Genomic DNA, 15,003 nt, shown 5'->3' with positions numbered 1-15,003 from the left:
AGTAATAAATTTGAATCTAAATTCGCTAAAAAATCAGGTTCCGAGGCCCATCCACTAGGGGGATCGAAGCGCGATCACCCTGTATATTGGGCAAATGATTTGTTTTTGCGCCGAGCGCTTCCAATGGCGGCGGATATGGCAGACTCCAGGGCACCTCCTGTTGTCCGGATCTGCAGAAATGGCCTTCCGCGCACTTCTCTATCGACGGCCGACCGAGCCGTCGACCATCGCCGTTCGTCACGGCTCGCAGTTTTTCGCCGTTCGCATCAGGCGCCATCGCCGTGCGACGCGCTACACGCTGCGGATTCATCCGAGCGATCGTGAAGCGATCCTGACGATGCCGCCGCGCGGCACGCTCACCGACGCCAAGGACTTCGCGCAGCGCCATGGCGCGTGGATCGCGGCGCGTCTCGGGCGTCTGCCGAAGGCGGCGCCGTTCCAGCCCGGTACGCTCGTGCCGCTGCGAGGTCACGACCACAAGATCGTTCATCGCACCGGCCGCGGCACGGTATGGACCGAGACCCGCGATTCCGGCGAACGGATCATTTGCGTCGCCGGCGACGCCGAGCACATTGATCGGCGCGTCCACGATTTCCTCAAGCGCGAGGCCCGTCACGATCTGCAGAAGGCCTGCGATCGCTATGCCCCAGAACTCGGCGTCAAGGTGACGCGGCTGTCGATCCGCGACCAGTCGAGCCGGTGGGGCTCGTGCACCTCGGCGGGATCGTTGTCGTTCTCGTGGCGGCTGATCCTCGCGCCGCCTTATGTGCTCGACTATCTGGCCGCGCACGAAGTTGCCCACCTCGTCGAGATGAACCACTCCGCCCGGTTCTGGCGGGTGGTCGGCAAGGTCTGCCCGCATATGGAGCGCGCCAAGACCTGGCTCGATACCCACGGCAACGACCTGCACCGCTACGGCATCAGCGACTGAGCTGCGCGCGCGATCTGCGTTCTCGGTGACACGCGAGCGCATTGCCCGCGGCTTCCCCCACCCCAGCCCTCCCCCGCAAGCGGGAGAGGGAGCCCTGCCGCGGCCGGCGCGGGCGCCGTGCTTCTGTTCTTGGTGTGGTCTTGGAGTGGGCGGCGCAACCGCCGCTGCGCTTCGCCCCGAGACGGGCTGTGCTACGCACCGGAACACGCGGACCAAAAACTGTCGACAATCATCCCGGTCCGAAGTGTCGGGAATCATGCCGGTTGAACAGCGATGACGTGTTCTGCGACCTGAGCGAACGCCTTTCGCGGGTCGCTCGCAGCTTGGCCTACCGTCCGAACAGCCGATCCATCAGCCAGCCATCCAACCCGGTGTCCGCTTCGGGGCGCACGTTGGCTCGGGTCGGTTGGGGAGCGCGTCCGCTCGGAGGCGCGACGTTCATGACCTGTGTTTCGCCGCGCGGTCCCGACTGAGCGATCGTCGCCGGCGCTTCGACCCAGCCGCCCGGCAGCGGTTGTGGCGCGGCGCCCTGCAGGGCCGCGCGCATGAAGCGGGTCCAGACGTCGACTGGCAGGCCGCCGCCGGTCGCCTTCTTGGTCGGCGAGTTGTCGTCATTGCCAAGCCAGACCCCGGTGATCAGCGTCGAGGTGTAGCCGATGAACCAGGCGTCGCGGAAATCCTGGCTGGTGCCGGTCTTGCCGGCGGCGCTCCAGCCCGGCAGATCGGCCTTGCGCCCGGTGCCCGATTGCAGCGTCTCCTGCATCATGGTGTTCATCATCGCCACCGCGCGGGCATCGACGACGCGGCTCGGCGGATCGCTCGGCCGCGCATAAAGCAGCTTGTTGCCGCTCGCGGTGCGAATCCGGGTGACGACATGCGGCGACGCCATCAGTCCGCCATTGGCGAACGGCGCATAGGCGCCGACCAGTTCGGCCAGCGAGACTTCCGAGGTGCCGAGCGCGATCGACGGATTGGCGTCGAGCTTCGAGGCGATGCCGAGGCGATGCGCGGTGCGCACCACGTTCTTCGGCCCGACTTCGAGCCCGAGCCGCACCGCGACGGTGTTGAGCGACATCGCCAACCCCTGCGTCAGCGTCACGGCGCCGAAATACTCATGCGTATAGTTCTCGGGCCGCCAGCCCTTGAGGTCGAGCGGCGCGTCCTGCCGGATCGTGTCCGGCGTCAACCCGGCCTCGATCGCGGTGAGATACACGAACGGCTTGAACGCCGAGCCCGGCTGCCGCTTGGCGGTGACGGCGCGGTTGAACTGGCTGTCGGCGTAGTTCCGGCCGCCGATCATCGCCCGCACCGCGCCGTCCGGCGTCATCGCCACCAGCGCGCCCTGCGAGACTTTGAACTTCACGCTCTTGGCCGCGAGTTCGTCGATGATCGCGGCTTCGGCTTCGGTCTGCAGCTTCGGATCGATCGACGTCTCGACCACGATCGACTGATCGATCTGCCCGACCAGATCGTCGAGCACCTCGCCGATCCAGTCGGCGACGTAATTGAGGGTGCCGGCGCCGGTCGGCGCCACCGTGTAGACCGGATTGGCGATCGCGGCCCGGGCCTGCTTGTCGGTGATGAAATCGGCCTCCGCCATCGCGGCGAGGACGAGCTGGGCGCGCTTTTCGGCGCCCTCGGGATTGCGGTTCGGCGCCAGCCGCGACGGCGATTTGACGAGGCCCGCGAGCATCGCCGCCTCGACCAGCGAGACCTCCTTCGCCGATTTGCCGAAATATTTCCGCGCCGCGGCTTCGACCCCATAAGCGCCGGAGCCGAAATACACCCGGTTGAGATACAGTTCGAGAATCTCGGCCTTGGCGTGCTTGCGCTCCAGCCACAGCGCCAGTTCGACCTCCTGCAGCTTGCGCGTCAGGGTGCGGTCCTGGGTCAGGAACAGGTTCTTGGCGAGCTGCTGGGTCAGGGTCGAGCCGCCCTGCGACACGCCGCGATGCATGACGTTGGCGACCGCGGCGCGCGCGATGCCCATGGGGTCGACGCCGAAATGCGAATAGAACCGCCGGTCCTCGATCGCGATGAACGCCTTCGGCAGATAAGGCGGCAGATCCTTCAGCGACACATTGGTGCCGGCCATCTCGCCGCGCACCGCAAGCTGGCTGCCGTCTGCGCCCACGATGGTGATGGTCGGCGGGCGCTTGGGGATTTCCAGCGACTGGATCGGCGGCAGATGCGCGCCCACCCAGACCATGATTCCGACCACCGCCAGCACCGCCCAGATGCCGGCGACCGCGGTCCAGTATACTGTCCGGGTCACGAGGCTGCGCAGGCCGCCCTTTTTACGCGATTTGCCGCGGGACTTGCCGCGCCCGCCGCCGCCGGATTTGCCGGCCTGAGCCTTGGGTTTTTTCGGCCTGTCATCGTCCGCGACGCTGACCCGGTCCTGCGGTCCGAGGCGCAAATGGGCGAGCGATTCAGCAAAGCCGAATTTCGGCTCCCGCCGTTCGCCGGCTTTCTTCTTGCCCAACGCCATCCGCAACGCTCACGCCGACCGATGCGCGACCGTAGCGGACCGGGTTTAAAGCCCGGTAAAGCGATGGTTAAAGCCGGGTTCCATCGTGCCGGCGATTGTCGTCAATAGCGCCGCGTTTGAGGCATCTCAAACGGCCTTTGCAGCCGCCTGCGATAGATCGCCGGCAAACTTGCCAACAACGAGAGCCGCCAATGAACCGGATGCAGAAGACCGCCGAGGAGATCGAGGCCCTGTTGCTTCAGGACGTCCGTCAGCAGCGTCATTGCGGCAAGGTCGAGGCCATCCGCATCCGCCCCTGCGAGCCGGACGAGGACAATAACGGCGCCAACTGGAAGGTTGCCTCGGTCGATCCCGGCCAAGCCAGCCGCGAATTCGCCGGCGCCGCGGTGATGATCGCAATGGACAGGCTGCAGCGCGAAGTCAGTGCGTTCCCGTGGGACTGACGCCGGGACGAAGCTGGCAGGCTTCCGGGTGTGATTGAATTGGAACCGAAGATCTAACCTGATGTTTCGACGCGTTTTCTCGACGCGAACCGGTATCCGCTTCGCTCGAAACCGCTATCGGCTCGAAACCGCCAAAGTCCGGACTCAGTGATATTCGCGGCGGGGCGGGGTGATGCCGATTTCGCCCATCAGCCAGCTTTTCATCCTTGCGCGGCTGGCGAAGCGCTTGGCCTCCTGCAGCAGTTCCTCGCGCTCGCCGCCCTCGGGCATCAGCGCTGCCTCGATGTATTTCGCAACTGCGAGCTCTTCGAGCTGCTCGATGGTGAAATAGCGATTGGATTCTGTTCTCATCGTGCTCTCGCCGCGCTGCGGCGCTCCCGACGTCACGCGCATCCGGTCATATTCGCCACCTCGCCATTCGACTCCGATTCGTTGCAGTCTGTCTGTCGCGTTTTGAACGAAGTGACGCGCGCGTTGCTCGAACCAACGATCAACACTGCCGATCTGGTTACCGATTAGTTGCGCGACGTCCTCGCGACAGCCTGTGCAAACTACCAGGTGCATCCCGATGAGACGGCGCAACGCCAGGCTCGATCCGCCGCGCGAGCGATTAGTTGCGAATCAGATGAGAAGTCTCGCGCGCCGGAGCCGACTAGGCTTTTGCTTCGATCGGCGTCCGGCAGGTCGCGAACGCAGTGGAATTCCCGGGCGCGCAGCTTTCAATGGCGCTTGTCGCCCGGGAACCGGTTCAATGTCGATGAGCGTGATTTACATCGCTTGGTCGTCTTCGATGATCTGGCCGAACAGCTCCCAGCGCTCGCCGTTGAACTTCATCATCTGAAGCTGCTTGTTGATGCGATAATCGGTCGGCGAGGTGTTGATCACCATGCCGGGCAGCGACAGGTCGCCGGTCACGTTCTTGAGATTCGCCGCCTGTTTCATGACGTTGTCGCGGGTGAGGTCGTCGCCGCATTGCTTCAGGATGGTGACCAGCAATTGCGCGGTCGAGTAGCCGTAGGTGTTGATCGTCGACATCTTGTCACCCTCCGGATAGTACTTGTCCATGAAGGCGAGATATTTCGCGACGCCGGGATCGTCCTTCCATTGCGGGTCGGCCGGGTCCTTGCCGTAGTTGACGCTGATGATGCCCTTGGAGATGTCGAGGCCCGCCGGTTTCAGCGTCGAGGACACCGGGCTCGCGTTGATGTCGAGAATGTGGATCGGCCGCCAGTCGAGATCGGCGACCTTCTTGATCGCCTGCGCGGCGAATTTCGGCGTCGAGGCGTTGAAGAAGAGGTCGACGCCGGCGGCCTTGAGCTTGACGATCTGCGAGTCGACGGTCGGGTCGGACAGTTCGTAGGAGGTCTCCGCCACGATCATCGCGGCGGCCTTGTCGCCGAGTCCCGCCTTCAGCCCGGCGAGGTAATCACGCCCCAGGTCGTCGTTCTGGTACATGATGCCGATCTTGGCATTGGGGTGGTTCTTAAGGATGTAGCGCGCATAGATCCGGGCTTCGGTCTGGTAGTTCGGGTTGTAGCCCATCGTCCAGGGAAAACTCTTCGGATCGGTGAAGCGGGTCGCGCCGGTCGAGGCGAGCAGCTGCGGCACCTTCTTGCCGTTGAGATATTTCTGCACCGCGGCGTTCGACGGCGTCCCGATGATCTGGAAGGTCAGCAGAACCTCGTCGCCTTCGACCAGCTTGCGCACCTGCTCGACCGCCTTGGGCGGCGAATAGGCGTCGTCATATTGAATGAGGTTGATCTTGCGGCCATTGATTCCGCCGGAATCGTTGATCATCCGCATATAGGCGGCCTGGGTTTTGCCGATACCGGCATAGGCCGAAGCGGGACCGGAGAACGGCACGGTCTGGCCGATCTTGATTTCGGTGTCGGTGGCGCCGGTGTCGTATTTCTTCTGTGCCGCGGCGGGCGCGGCTGTGAGAGCGATTGCAGCTACAGCCGCGGCTGCGGCCCGATACAGGCTCTTCATCGATGGTTGACTCCCTAGCTCGTGACCGGCGGTCTTCTGCGAGCCGCCGTTAGCAGGGAGTGTGGATCAGCGCCTGAGCTCTGGCAATGGCGCCGTGCATATCGTTCGCACTTCGACCCGCGCGTGCAGTGCAACCATGCTCATGCAAGATTGGCGAAGAGCCGTGCGACGAAGGTTTCGGCAGTGGCGTTCACTACGGACTTCCGATTGAAGACACTGCGCCGGTTGCGTGATAGTGGCACAGGCAACACCGAACAGAACACAAGGGGCGGGGAATGACCGGGCATATCGATCCGACCAAGGAATTATTCGCGCAGTTTCGCGAGAATGATCGCGACGGCCCGATCCATATGCTCAATCTGGTGCGGTTGAAGCCGCGCGCCAGCTATCCCGATGGCCGCGAGGCGACCGGCGCGGAAGCCTATGCGGCCTATGGACGTGACTCGCTGCCGGTGTTCTCGCGCCTGGGCGGCAGGGTGGTCTGGCAGGGCGCGTTCGAACTGATGCTGATCGGTCCCCAGCAGGAGAGGTGGGACCACGTCTTCATCGCGGAATATCCGGGCGTGTCGGCCTTCGTCGAGATGATCCGCGATCCGGTATATCGCGAGGCGGTCAAGCATCGCCAGGCCGCAGTCGAGGATTCCCGGCTGATCCGGCTGAAACCGATTCCGGTGGGCGAGGGCTTCGGCCAGATTCCGGAGTGATTTCGAAACGCGGCAGGCGCGCAATCCGCTTGCCGCGACGGGGCCGAACCATCGGCTATCGCGGCTTGATTCGGTAGCGCGCGGTGCGGCTGTCGGTTAGTCTGCGACATGCCGATTAAGCTTCAATCGGCGGGAGATGCGACGCATGCGTTTGTCGATGCGTCTGACCTTGGTGATGACGACGCTGGTGCTGTGCGCGGTCGCAGCGGTCGGCATTCTGACCTACTACAATGTCGGTCGTGCGGTGGTGCCGGCCGGGCTCACGCGTCTGGCTGACCGGGCCGAGGCGCGGCTCGGAGCTTTCGACGGCATCCTCCGGCTGCTGCAACTCGAAATCCTCGCGGCGCGGACGTTCCCGCCTCATCAAGGCCTCGTCCGTGCCCGCATCAACGGCGGCCTCGATCCACAGGACGATCTCACCGAGGCGAGATGGCTCCGCCGTCTTGGCGACGCCTATCTCGGCCAGATGAGCGTGAAATCCGACATCGTAAGGTTCAGCCTGGTCAGCGCCGACGGTGGTCGCGAATTGCTTCGCGTCGATCGCAGCGGTCCCGGCGGCGACATCCGGGTCGTGCCGGATGACAAGCTCGAGCGGGTCGGCCAGGAACTGTTCGACCGGACCATCGCGCTGTCCGAGGGAGAGGTCTACACCTCGCCGATTCACGCCGGGCCCGGTAACTCCGGCGACGACGATCTGGCGCCGATGGTCTCGATCGCAACGCCGCTGCGGATGCCCGAGGGCGAACCATTCGGCATGCTCGTGCTCGATTTCGATCTGCGGCCGACCTTCGAGCGGATTCGGGCCTCGCCCGACAACAACACCAAGGCTTACTTTGTCGATGCCGGCGGTCCCTATCTGCTCGATCTGCTCGACGGTCGGGTGATTCCGTCGAGACCACGCGGCCAGTGGCAGGACGACTATCCCGATCTGGCGAAGGCGCTGGGCGACAAGCCTGGCGCCGCCACGGTTCTGACCGCGCCCGATGGCGCGCGGGTCGCCGCCGCGATCGCGATCGCGCCGCTGGTCGGCAGACTGCGCGTCGGCGTGATCGAGACCGAGGCCTTCGAGCGCATCATCGCGCCGGCAACCGCGCTGCGACAGACCGTTGTGACCGTCGCGCTGTTTGCTGCGGGGGTGGCGGTGCTGCTGTCGGCGCTGCTGTCGCGCTCGCTCGCCAAGCCGTTGGTGCAGATTACCGCCGCGGTCGATGATTTCGCCAGCACCGGACGCGTCGCCATGCCGCGCGGGCTGGGCGGCGAGACCAAGACGCTCGCCGCCGCGTTCGAGCACATGGCCGCCGAGATCGACACCACCACCACGGCGCTGCGCGCCAAGTCGGAGGCGCTCGACAAGATCGTCGCCAGCATGGCCGATGCAGTATTGATGCTGGACGCCGAAGGCCGGCGGGTGTTCGCCAATCCGACCTTCTTCGCCCTGTTCGGCGATATCGCCGAGATCGGCTCGGAGCGTTGGCGACAACACTACCAAGGTCTCCGGCCGGACGGCGTGACGCCGATTCCGGACGACGAGACGCCGTCCGCTCGCGCCCGGCGCGGTGAGAGCTTCGACAACCTCGACGTGGTGCTACGTCGTGTCGGCCATTCGCAACTGGTGCATCTCGCCGCCAGCGGCCGGCCGATCGAAACCGCCAGCGGCGCGTTCGACGGCGCCGTGGTGGTCTATCGTAACGTCACGGCGTTGAAGGAAACCGAGCGGCAACTTCGCCAGGCGCAAAAAATGCAGGCGATCGGTCAGCTGACCGGCGGCGTCGCGCACGATCTCAACAACATCCTCACCGTGCTGACCGGCGGCATCGAGATCCTCGCCGAGGGCGTGAGCGATCGGCCCGCGCTCAAGGACGTCGCCGTGATGGTCGATCAGGCGGTGTCGCGCGCCAGCGATCTGACCAACGGGCTGCTGTCGTTCGCGCGCAAGCAACCGTTGCAGCCGCGCAGCATCGACGTCAACGCGCTGATGCACGAAACCGCCCGGCTGCTGCGCGCGACCTTCGGCTCCCATATCGAGATCGCGTTCGAGCCGACGCCCGGTCTGCGGTCGGCGCTGGCCGACCCGTCGCAACTCTCCGGCGCGCTGATCAATCTCGCGATCAATGCCCGCGACGCGATGCCGGGCGGCGGCAAACTGCTGCTGGAGGCGGGCAATATCGACCTCGACCAGGCCTATGCCGACCACAACGACGAGGTTGCTGCCGGCCGCTACGTGGTGCTGATGGTCACCGACACCGGAACCGGCATTCCGGCGGCGATCCGTGATCGGGTGTTCGAGCCGTTCTTCACCACCAAGGCGCTCGGCGAAGGCACCGGGCTCGGCCTCAGCATGGTCTACGGCTTCGTCAAACAGTCCGGCGGTCACATCGCGATCTACAGCGAAGAAGGCGTCGGCACCACGATCAGGCTCTATCTGCCCAGCGCTGATCCGAAGAACAGTCCGGGTGACGCCGCGGCGCCGCAACAGGCGCAAGGCGGTCACGAATCGATTCTGCTGATCGAAGACGATGTTCTGGTGCGTAGCTATGTGGTGACCGATCTCGCCGCGCTCGGCTATACCGTTCATGCCGCCGCCACGGCTGCGCAGGCGATGGCGATGGTCTATGACGAGCTCGAATTCGATCTGCTATTCACCGACGTGATGCTGGCGGGCAGCATCAATGGCTACCAGCTTGCCGACGAATTGCGCAAGTATCGGCCGGACCTCAAGGTCCTGCTCACCTCGGGCTACACCGGGAACATGCTCAGGCTGCAAGGGGGCCACGAGGACGGGACGCCGTTCCTTGAAAAACCCTATCGGCGAGCCGAACTGGCGCGAATGTTGCGGCTGGCGCTGGACGGCAAGGCGCCATCGTCGCCGACGTAGTACGCTGGAACCCGGGCGTCGCCGCTTCCTCGCGGGTCCCTCGGTCGCCGATTTGGCCGATGGCGGTCCGGATAGTTCTTCTTGTTCGGCCTCGGGATCAGGTAAAAGTCTGACGTCAGTCGACTTTGGAGCTCAGTTGCAACCGCCAGACTATACGTTCGACCGCGAGAGGCTGGCGGCTTTATCCCGCTTCGGCATTCTCGATACGCCGCCCGAACGGGGCTTCGACGACGTTGTCGAGTTGACGACGCTGATTTGCGAAACCCCCGTCGCCCTGGTCAGCTTCGTGACCGACGACCGGCAATGGTTCAAGGCGCGCGTGGGATTCGACGCGTGCCAGACCGATCTCAACAGCTCGGTGTGCGCCCATGCGCTGATCGAGCCCGATCTGCTGGTGGTGCCCGACCTCACGATCGATGAGCGCACCAAATACAATCCGTTGGTGACGGGCCAGCCCTTCATCAGGTTTTACGCGGGAGCGCCGCTGCGAACGGCGGATGGTCATGTGCTCGGCAGCCTTTGCGCGATCGATACCAAGGCCCGGCCGGGCGGACTGACGGCGGCGCAAACCAGCGCCTTGCGCAATCTCGGCCGTCAGGTCGTCGCGCAACTCGAGCTCCGCCACGCTGTCGCGCAACGTGACGCGCTGCTGACCGAACAGAAGGAAGCCGAGATACGCCGCAACGGTCTTCTGGAGATCGGCGACCGGCTTCGCGATGCGACCAGCGTCAGTGAAATGACGCGCGCCGCCGCCGCGGTCGTCGGTGAAACGCTCGGGGTCTCGCGCGCGGCGTTCGGCCGGTTCGACGAGGCCGGCGAGTATGTCGAGGTCGAGCCCGACTGGACGGCCGACGGCGTCGTGTCCGCCGCCGGTCGGCATCGCCTGGCCGATTACGGCCCGAACCTATTGCGGGGCGTGCTGAACGGGCAGGCCCTCGTGGTCACCGACGTCACGACCGATCCTGCCACGGCCGGTCACACCGAGGCGCTGCTCAGGCTCGATATCCGGGCGCTGGTCAACATCCCGGTCGTCGAACATGGTCGCGCCGTGGCGATGCTGATCGTCCACGCCAGGCAGCCGCGGTCCTGGTCGCCCGAAACACTGACGTATTTGCGAAACATCGCAGACCGGATCGAGATGGGCGTGTCCCGGCTTCGAGCCGAGGCGCAGCAACGCATTCTCAACAGCGAACTCAGCCATCGCATGAAGAACACCATGGCGCTGGTGCAGGCGGTCGCGTCGCAGACCTTGAAGTCAGTTCCCGACAAAGCGCCGGTCAAGGCCTTTTCGGACCGGCTGCTCGCCTTGAGTATGGCGCATGACGTGTTGCTGCAGCAGGACTGGAGGTCCGCGCAGGTCCGCAACATCGTCGATGCCGCGATCTGCACATTCAACGAAGTCGGACGTTTCGATATTTCGGGCGAGCAGGTGACGTTGGGATCGCGGGCGGCGCTGTCGCTCGCGCTGCTGCTCCACGAACTGACGACCAACGCGGTGAAATACGGCGCACTCTCGAACGAATTGGGCCGGGTGCAGATTGCCTGGCGGGTCGAGACGACCGATGGAGACGCCGGGTTTCGCCTCCGTTGGAACGAAACCGGCGGCCCCCGGATCGACCCGCCCTCCCGCCGCGGTTTCGGCTCCAGGCTTCTGGGCATGGGGCTGTCCGGCACCGGCGACGCTGCTCTCAACTATCATCGCTCAGGCCTGGAGGTCGAGTTCACGGCCTCGCTCGCCGAGCTGCAGGCCTAGAACTTCTCCGGTTCTGATCGAATCAGAACCGGAGCCCTCATTCTTGTTCTGACGCGTTTTCGTCACGTGAACCGGTGCCCGCTTCGCCCGAAAACGCTGGCGCAAGATGATCGCGATCGGAGGCCATCGCTCTCGCACATGGCGGCCAGCGCCATTCCGTCGATGCCGGGCGGCCGACTGGTGTCGGGTCAGGTCGCCTCGGCCGACGTCAGCATCCCGAGCGGCGGTGTCTTCTTCGGCAAGCCTTATCGCGCCACGGAGATCGTCGACACCCTGAACCGCGGGCCGCTCGAGGCTTCAACCCTGCACGGCGCTCGCCGCCGCGGCGAAGCTGAACGCCGCGATGATCACGGCCGCGCTTTTGAAGGAGTATCGCCGCAAGCCGGCCGGCAGCGCCGCGCCGGAGACGATCCAGCCTGCGCCGGCGACGCTCGACAGAACGACGAAGGTGAGCACGGCTTGCGCTTGCCCGATCGTCACGTCCGGGATGATCACCGTGCCGACCAGCATCGCCTTCGGGTTCAGCATCGTCGTCACGCAGACGCGCGAAAAGGCGCCGCGCTGATCCGCGCGATCGGGCGTCGCTGGTCGGGTCCAGAGCTGCACGGCCGAGAACAACAGCCAGCCTGCGGCCACGGCCTTGAGCAGCGGCAGTGCGATCGGCACGTCCTCGAGCGCACCGGCCGCTGCGACGAACAGGCTGATCGCGATGCTGTAGCCGAGCGCCTCGGCCAGCGCCAGCCACAGCGCTTTGCGAACGCCCATCGCCGCGCCCGACGCAGCCAGAAGAGTGTTGGTCGGGCCGGGGGTCAGCAGGATCAGCAGCGATGTGAGAACGAAGGCTTCGTAGGACATTTGCGTAGTCACCAGCGGGTCGGCGAGGCGCAGTTGATCGAGGTCAAGGAATTGAGCGTCGATCCTGTCGCACCGCCGACCGGGAGGATCGGGCCGCGTCGTCCGTCGCAGCCTGTCGAGATGTTCCGCGGACGCGCCGTCACGCCGCCGGCTTCTGTTCGGCGTCGCCGTTGGCGAGCAGATGCACCAAAGCGCGCTTGATCGCGGCCTGCCTGGTCGGCGCGGTGATCTGGGCGCCGAGCAGGTCTGTGACGTAGAACACGTCGCGGGCGCGCTCGCCGAAGGTCGCGACATGCGCCGAGGCGATGTTGAGGTTCAGCTTCGAGATCGCGGTGGTGAGCTGATACAACAGGCCGGGGCGGTCGAGGCCGGACACCTCGATCACGGTGTAGCGGTCCGACCAATTGTTGTTGATCGAGATTTCGGGTTCGACCACGAAAGCGCGAAGCTTGGTCTTGCTGCTGGTGGCGCGGCGGGCGACCGCCTCGGGGAGCCGCAGCTTGCCCTCCAGCACCTCCTCGATGATCTCGCCGATCCGCGTAGCTCGCCGGCCTTCGTCCTCGTCGCGATCGTATTCGCGGCGGATCGAAATGGTGTCGAGCGCCCGGCCGTCGGTGGTGGTGTAGATCTGGGCGTCGACGATGTTGGCGCCGGCCGAGGCGCAGGCGCCGGCGATGATCGACAGCAACCAGGGATGGTCGACCGCCAGAATGGTCAGTTCGGTGACGCCGCGTGCCTCGTCGAAGCCGACATTGACCGCGAGCTTGTTGCCGGCCTGTTCGGAGGCGCGCAGGAAGCGGGCGTGGCGCAGCTTGCGCGCCAGCTCGACCTTGAGCCAATAGGCCGGGTAGTGTCGCGCCACATAGGCGTCGAGTTCGGCTTCCGGCCATTCGGTGAAGGCGGCGCGGAACTCCGCCTGCGCGGCGCGGATGCGCTCGGCGCGGTTGACCTCTGAAAAGCCGCCGGTCAGCACCGGCTCGGTCTCGTAATACAGCGTGCGCAGCAGCTGCGCCTTCCAGCCGTTCCAGACGCCGGGGCCGACGCCGCGGATGTCGGCGGTGGTGAGGATGGTCAGCAGCTTCATCTGCTCGACCGATTCGACCACGGCAGCGAAATTCTCGATCGTCTTGCGATCCGACAGATCGCGCGACTGCGCCACCGTCGACATCACCAGATGCTTTTCGATCAGCCAGGCGATCAGCTCGGTGTCGGCGGCGTTGAAGCCGAAGCGTGGACACAGCCGCCGCGCTACCTTGGCGCCGGCGGTGGAGTGATCCTCGGGCTGGCCCTTGGCGATGTCGTGCAGCAGCACCGCGACATACAGCACCGCGCGATGGTCGGGGCGGATCCTGCGGGTCAGGTCGGAGGAGAGCATGAACTCGTCATTGCCGCCGCGCTCGATCTCCTGAAGATTGCCGACGCAGCGGAGCAGATGCTCGTCCACCGTGTAGCTGTGGTACATGTTGAACTGCATCATCGAGACGATGCGGCCGAAGGCGCGGATGAAACGGCCGAGCACGCCGGTCTCGTTCATCCGCCGCAGCACCGGCTCGGAATTGTCGGAGGTCAGGATCTCGATGAACAGCCGGTTGGCTTCCGGATCGTCGCGGAGCTGCGCGTTGATCAGCGCGAGCGACCGCGTCACCGTCCGCATCGCGTCGGGGTGGAAGGCGAGGCTGTTCTTCTGCGCCAGCCGGAAGATCCGGATCAGATTGACCGGGTCGTGCTTGAACACGTCCGGCGCCGCGAGATTGATCCGATTGTTGTCGATGACGAAATCGTCGCTTTCCGGCACGCGGCGGCGTGTCGCGCCCGGCCGCAGCCGCGCCATCATCCGCGACAGCGCCGGCGCCGGCTTGGCCTGCTGGTCCTCGAGCTTGGCGCACAGGATCGCGGTCAGATTGCCGACTTCCTTGGCGATCAGGAAGTAGTGCTTCATGAAGCGCTCGACATCCTGCATCCCCGGATGCGAGGTGTAGCCGAGCCGCACGCCGATCTCGCGCTGCAGGTCGAACGACAGTCGCTCTTCGGCGCGCCGGGTCAGGAAGTGCAGATTGCAGCGCACCGACCAGAGAAAATCCTCGCAACGGCGGAAGGTGCGGAATTCGATCGCATCGAACACGCCGCGTTCGAGCAGTTCACTGGTCTCGCGCACGCGATAGACGTACTTCGCGATCCAGAACAGCGTGTGCAGATCGCGTAAGCCCCCTTTGCCGTCCTTGACGTTGGGCTCGACCAGATAGCGCGACTGGCCGGAACGGCGATGGCGCTCCTCGCGCTCGGCGAGCTTGGCGGTGACGAATTCGGCGGCGGTACCCTCGACCACTTCCTTGTCGAAGCGTTCGACCAACTCGGCGTACAGCGCCTTGTCGCCGGTGAGGAAGCGGGTTTCGAGGATTGCGGTGCGGATCGTCATGTCGGCCCGCGCCTGCCGGATGCATTCATCGACCGAGCGGGTGGCGTGGCCGACCTTCAGCCCGATGTCCCACAGCGAGTACAGCACCACCTCGGCGACCTGCTCGCCCCAGGCGGTCTGCTTGTAGGGTAGGATGAACAGCAGATCGATGTCGGATTCCGGCGCCATCAGTCCGCGGCCGTAGCCGCCGGTCGCCACCACCGACATCCGCTCCGAACTCGACGGCGTCGGCGAATTATACAAATACTTCGTCGCCGCCATGAACAGCAGGCGGATGATCTCGTCCTTCACGAAGCACAGCCGCTCGGCGCAGCGCCGGCCATGCCGATCGCGCAGCAACTGCGCCTCGGCCTCGGCGCGCGCTTTGGCGAGCTCGGCCTTCATCAGTTGCGCGAGCGCGTTGCGGAACGCCTGGTCGTTGCCGCCATGCTGCGCGGCCAGCACCGCGATCTCGGCGGTGATCCGCTGGGTATCGAACCGTTCGTCGCCGGCTGGCCGGTGAGGAGGTGTCGCAACTTTGTCCATGAGGACTCCGGATATCGGACG

General features: G+C 65.2%; 10 protein-coding genes. 5 read left to right on the top strand and 5 right to left on the bottom strand.

Translation table 11 applies throughout. The features are described from left to right. Window positions 1–94 precede the first annotated feature (94 nt). The gene (locus tag BMY71_RS02405; protein ID WP_092681460.1) at window positions 95–931 is read left to right on the top strand and encodes a M48 family metallopeptidase; all 837 of its coding nucleotides are present in this window, start codon (window positions 95–97) and stop codon (window positions 929–931) included. Between the two features lie 328 nt (window positions 932–1,259). Here the strand turns inward: BMY71_RS02405 and BMY71_RS02400 are convergent, their stop codons facing one another. Then, window positions 1,260–3,422, bottom strand: a complete 2,163-nt coding sequence (locus BMY71_RS02400; RefSeq protein WP_011500557.1) for a transglycosylase domain-containing protein — start codon at window positions 3,420–3,422, stop codon at window positions 1,260–1,262. Window positions 3,423–3,613: 191 nt separating this feature from the next. Here BMY71_RS02400 and BMY71_RS02395 point away from each other — a divergent pair, with 191 nt between their 5' ends. Then, window positions 3,614–3,865 carry a hypothetical protein gene (locus BMY71_RS02395; protein WP_092681458.1) on the top strand — a complete coding sequence of 84 codons (252 nt, stop codon included), beginning with the start codon at window positions 3,614–3,616 and terminating at the stop codon, window positions 3,863–3,865. Between the two features lie 144 nt (window positions 3,866–4,009). Here BMY71_RS02395 and BMY71_RS25170 read toward each other — a convergent pair whose 3' ends face one another. Next, the gene (locus BMY71_RS25170) at window positions 4,010–4,447 is read right to left on the bottom strand and encodes a hypothetical protein (protein ID WP_244525959.1); all 438 of its coding nucleotides are present in this window, start codon (window positions 4,445–4,447) and stop codon (window positions 4,010–4,012) included. 186 nt (window positions 4,448–4,633) lie between these two features. After that, window positions 4,634–5,854, bottom strand: coding sequence for an ABC transporter substrate-binding protein (locus BMY71_RS02385; protein ID WP_011500554.1), 1,221 nt, complete (start codon window positions 5,852–5,854; stop codon window positions 4,634–4,636). Between the two features lie 275 nt (window positions 5,855–6,129). Between BMY71_RS02385 and BMY71_RS02380 the strand changes: the two genes are divergently transcribed. The 3 genes from BMY71_RS02380 (at window position 6,130) to BMY71_RS25165 (ending at window position 11,186) form a co-directional block, all read left to right on the top strand. Further along, window positions 6,130–6,558 carry a DUF1330 domain-containing protein gene (locus BMY71_RS02380; RefSeq protein WP_092681456.1) on the top strand — a complete coding sequence of 143 codons (429 nt, stop codon included), beginning with the start codon at window positions 6,130–6,132 and terminating at the stop codon, window positions 6,556–6,558. A 145-nt stretch (window positions 6,559–6,703) separates the two neighbouring features. After that, complete coding sequence (locus BMY71_RS02375) at window positions 6,704–9,433, top strand: ATP-binding protein (protein WP_092681454.1); 2,730 nt, start codon at window positions 6,704–6,706, stop codon at window positions 9,431–9,433. Next, complete coding sequence (locus BMY71_RS25165) at window positions 9,351–11,186, top strand: GAF domain-containing protein (RefSeq protein WP_347336019.1); 1,836 nt, start codon at window positions 9,351–9,353, stop codon at window positions 11,184–11,186. Before BMY71_RS02375 ends, BMY71_RS25165 begins: the two co-directional genes overlap by 83 nt. Window positions 11,187–11,483: 297 nt before the next feature. Here the strand turns inward: BMY71_RS25165 and BMY71_RS02365 are convergent, their stop codons facing one another. Further along, entirely contained in the window at window positions 11,484–12,041 is a 558-nt protein-coding gene (locus tag BMY71_RS02365; protein ID WP_041805064.1) for a LysE family translocator, read from the bottom strand. Window positions 12,042–12,180: 139 nt separating this feature from the next. Next, entirely contained in the window at window positions 12,181–14,982 is a 2,802-nt protein-coding gene (locus BMY71_RS02360) for a [protein-PII] uridylyltransferase (RefSeq protein WP_011500549.1), read from the bottom strand. Between the last annotated feature and the right edge of the window lie 21 nt (window positions 14,983–15,003).

The organism is Rhodopseudomonas pseudopalustris, assembly GCF_900110435.1.
Taxonomy (GTDB): domain Bacteria; phylum Pseudomonadota; class Alphaproteobacteria; order Rhizobiales; family Xanthobacteraceae; genus Rhodopseudomonas; species Rhodopseudomonas pseudopalustris.
This window is presented reverse-complemented; position numbering and strand designations above follow the sequence as displayed.

Coding starts and splice junctions, on each gene's coding strand:
- BMY71_RS02360 (WP_011500549.1), bottom strand. CDS start 14,982: ATGGACAAAGTTGCGACACCTCCTCACCGGCCAGCCGGCGACGAACGG.
- BMY71_RS02380 (WP_092681456.1), top strand. CDS start 6,130: ATGACCGGGCATATCGATCCGACCAAGGAATTATTCGCGCAGTTTCGC.
- BMY71_RS02385 (WP_011500554.1), bottom strand. CDS start 5,854: ATGAAGAGCCTGTATCGGGCCGCAGCCGCGGCTGTAGCTGCAATCGCT.
- BMY71_RS02365 (WP_041805064.1), bottom strand. CDS start 12,041: ATGTCCTACGAAGCCTTCGTTCTCACATCGCTGCTGATCCTGCTGACC.
- BMY71_RS02375 (WP_092681454.1), top strand. CDS start 6,704: ATGCGTTTGTCGATGCGTCTGACCTTGGTGATGACGACGCTGGTGCTG.
- BMY71_RS02395 (WP_092681458.1), top strand. CDS start 3,614: ATGAACCGGATGCAGAAGACCGCCGAGGAGATCGAGGCCCTGTTGCTT.
- BMY71_RS02400 (WP_011500557.1), bottom strand. CDS start 3,422: ATGGCGTTGGGCAAGAAGAAAGCCGGCGAACGGCGGGAGCCGAAATTC.
- BMY71_RS02405 (WP_092681460.1), top strand. CDS start 95: ATGATTTGTTTTTGCGCCGAGCGCTTCCAATGGCGGCGGATATGGCAG.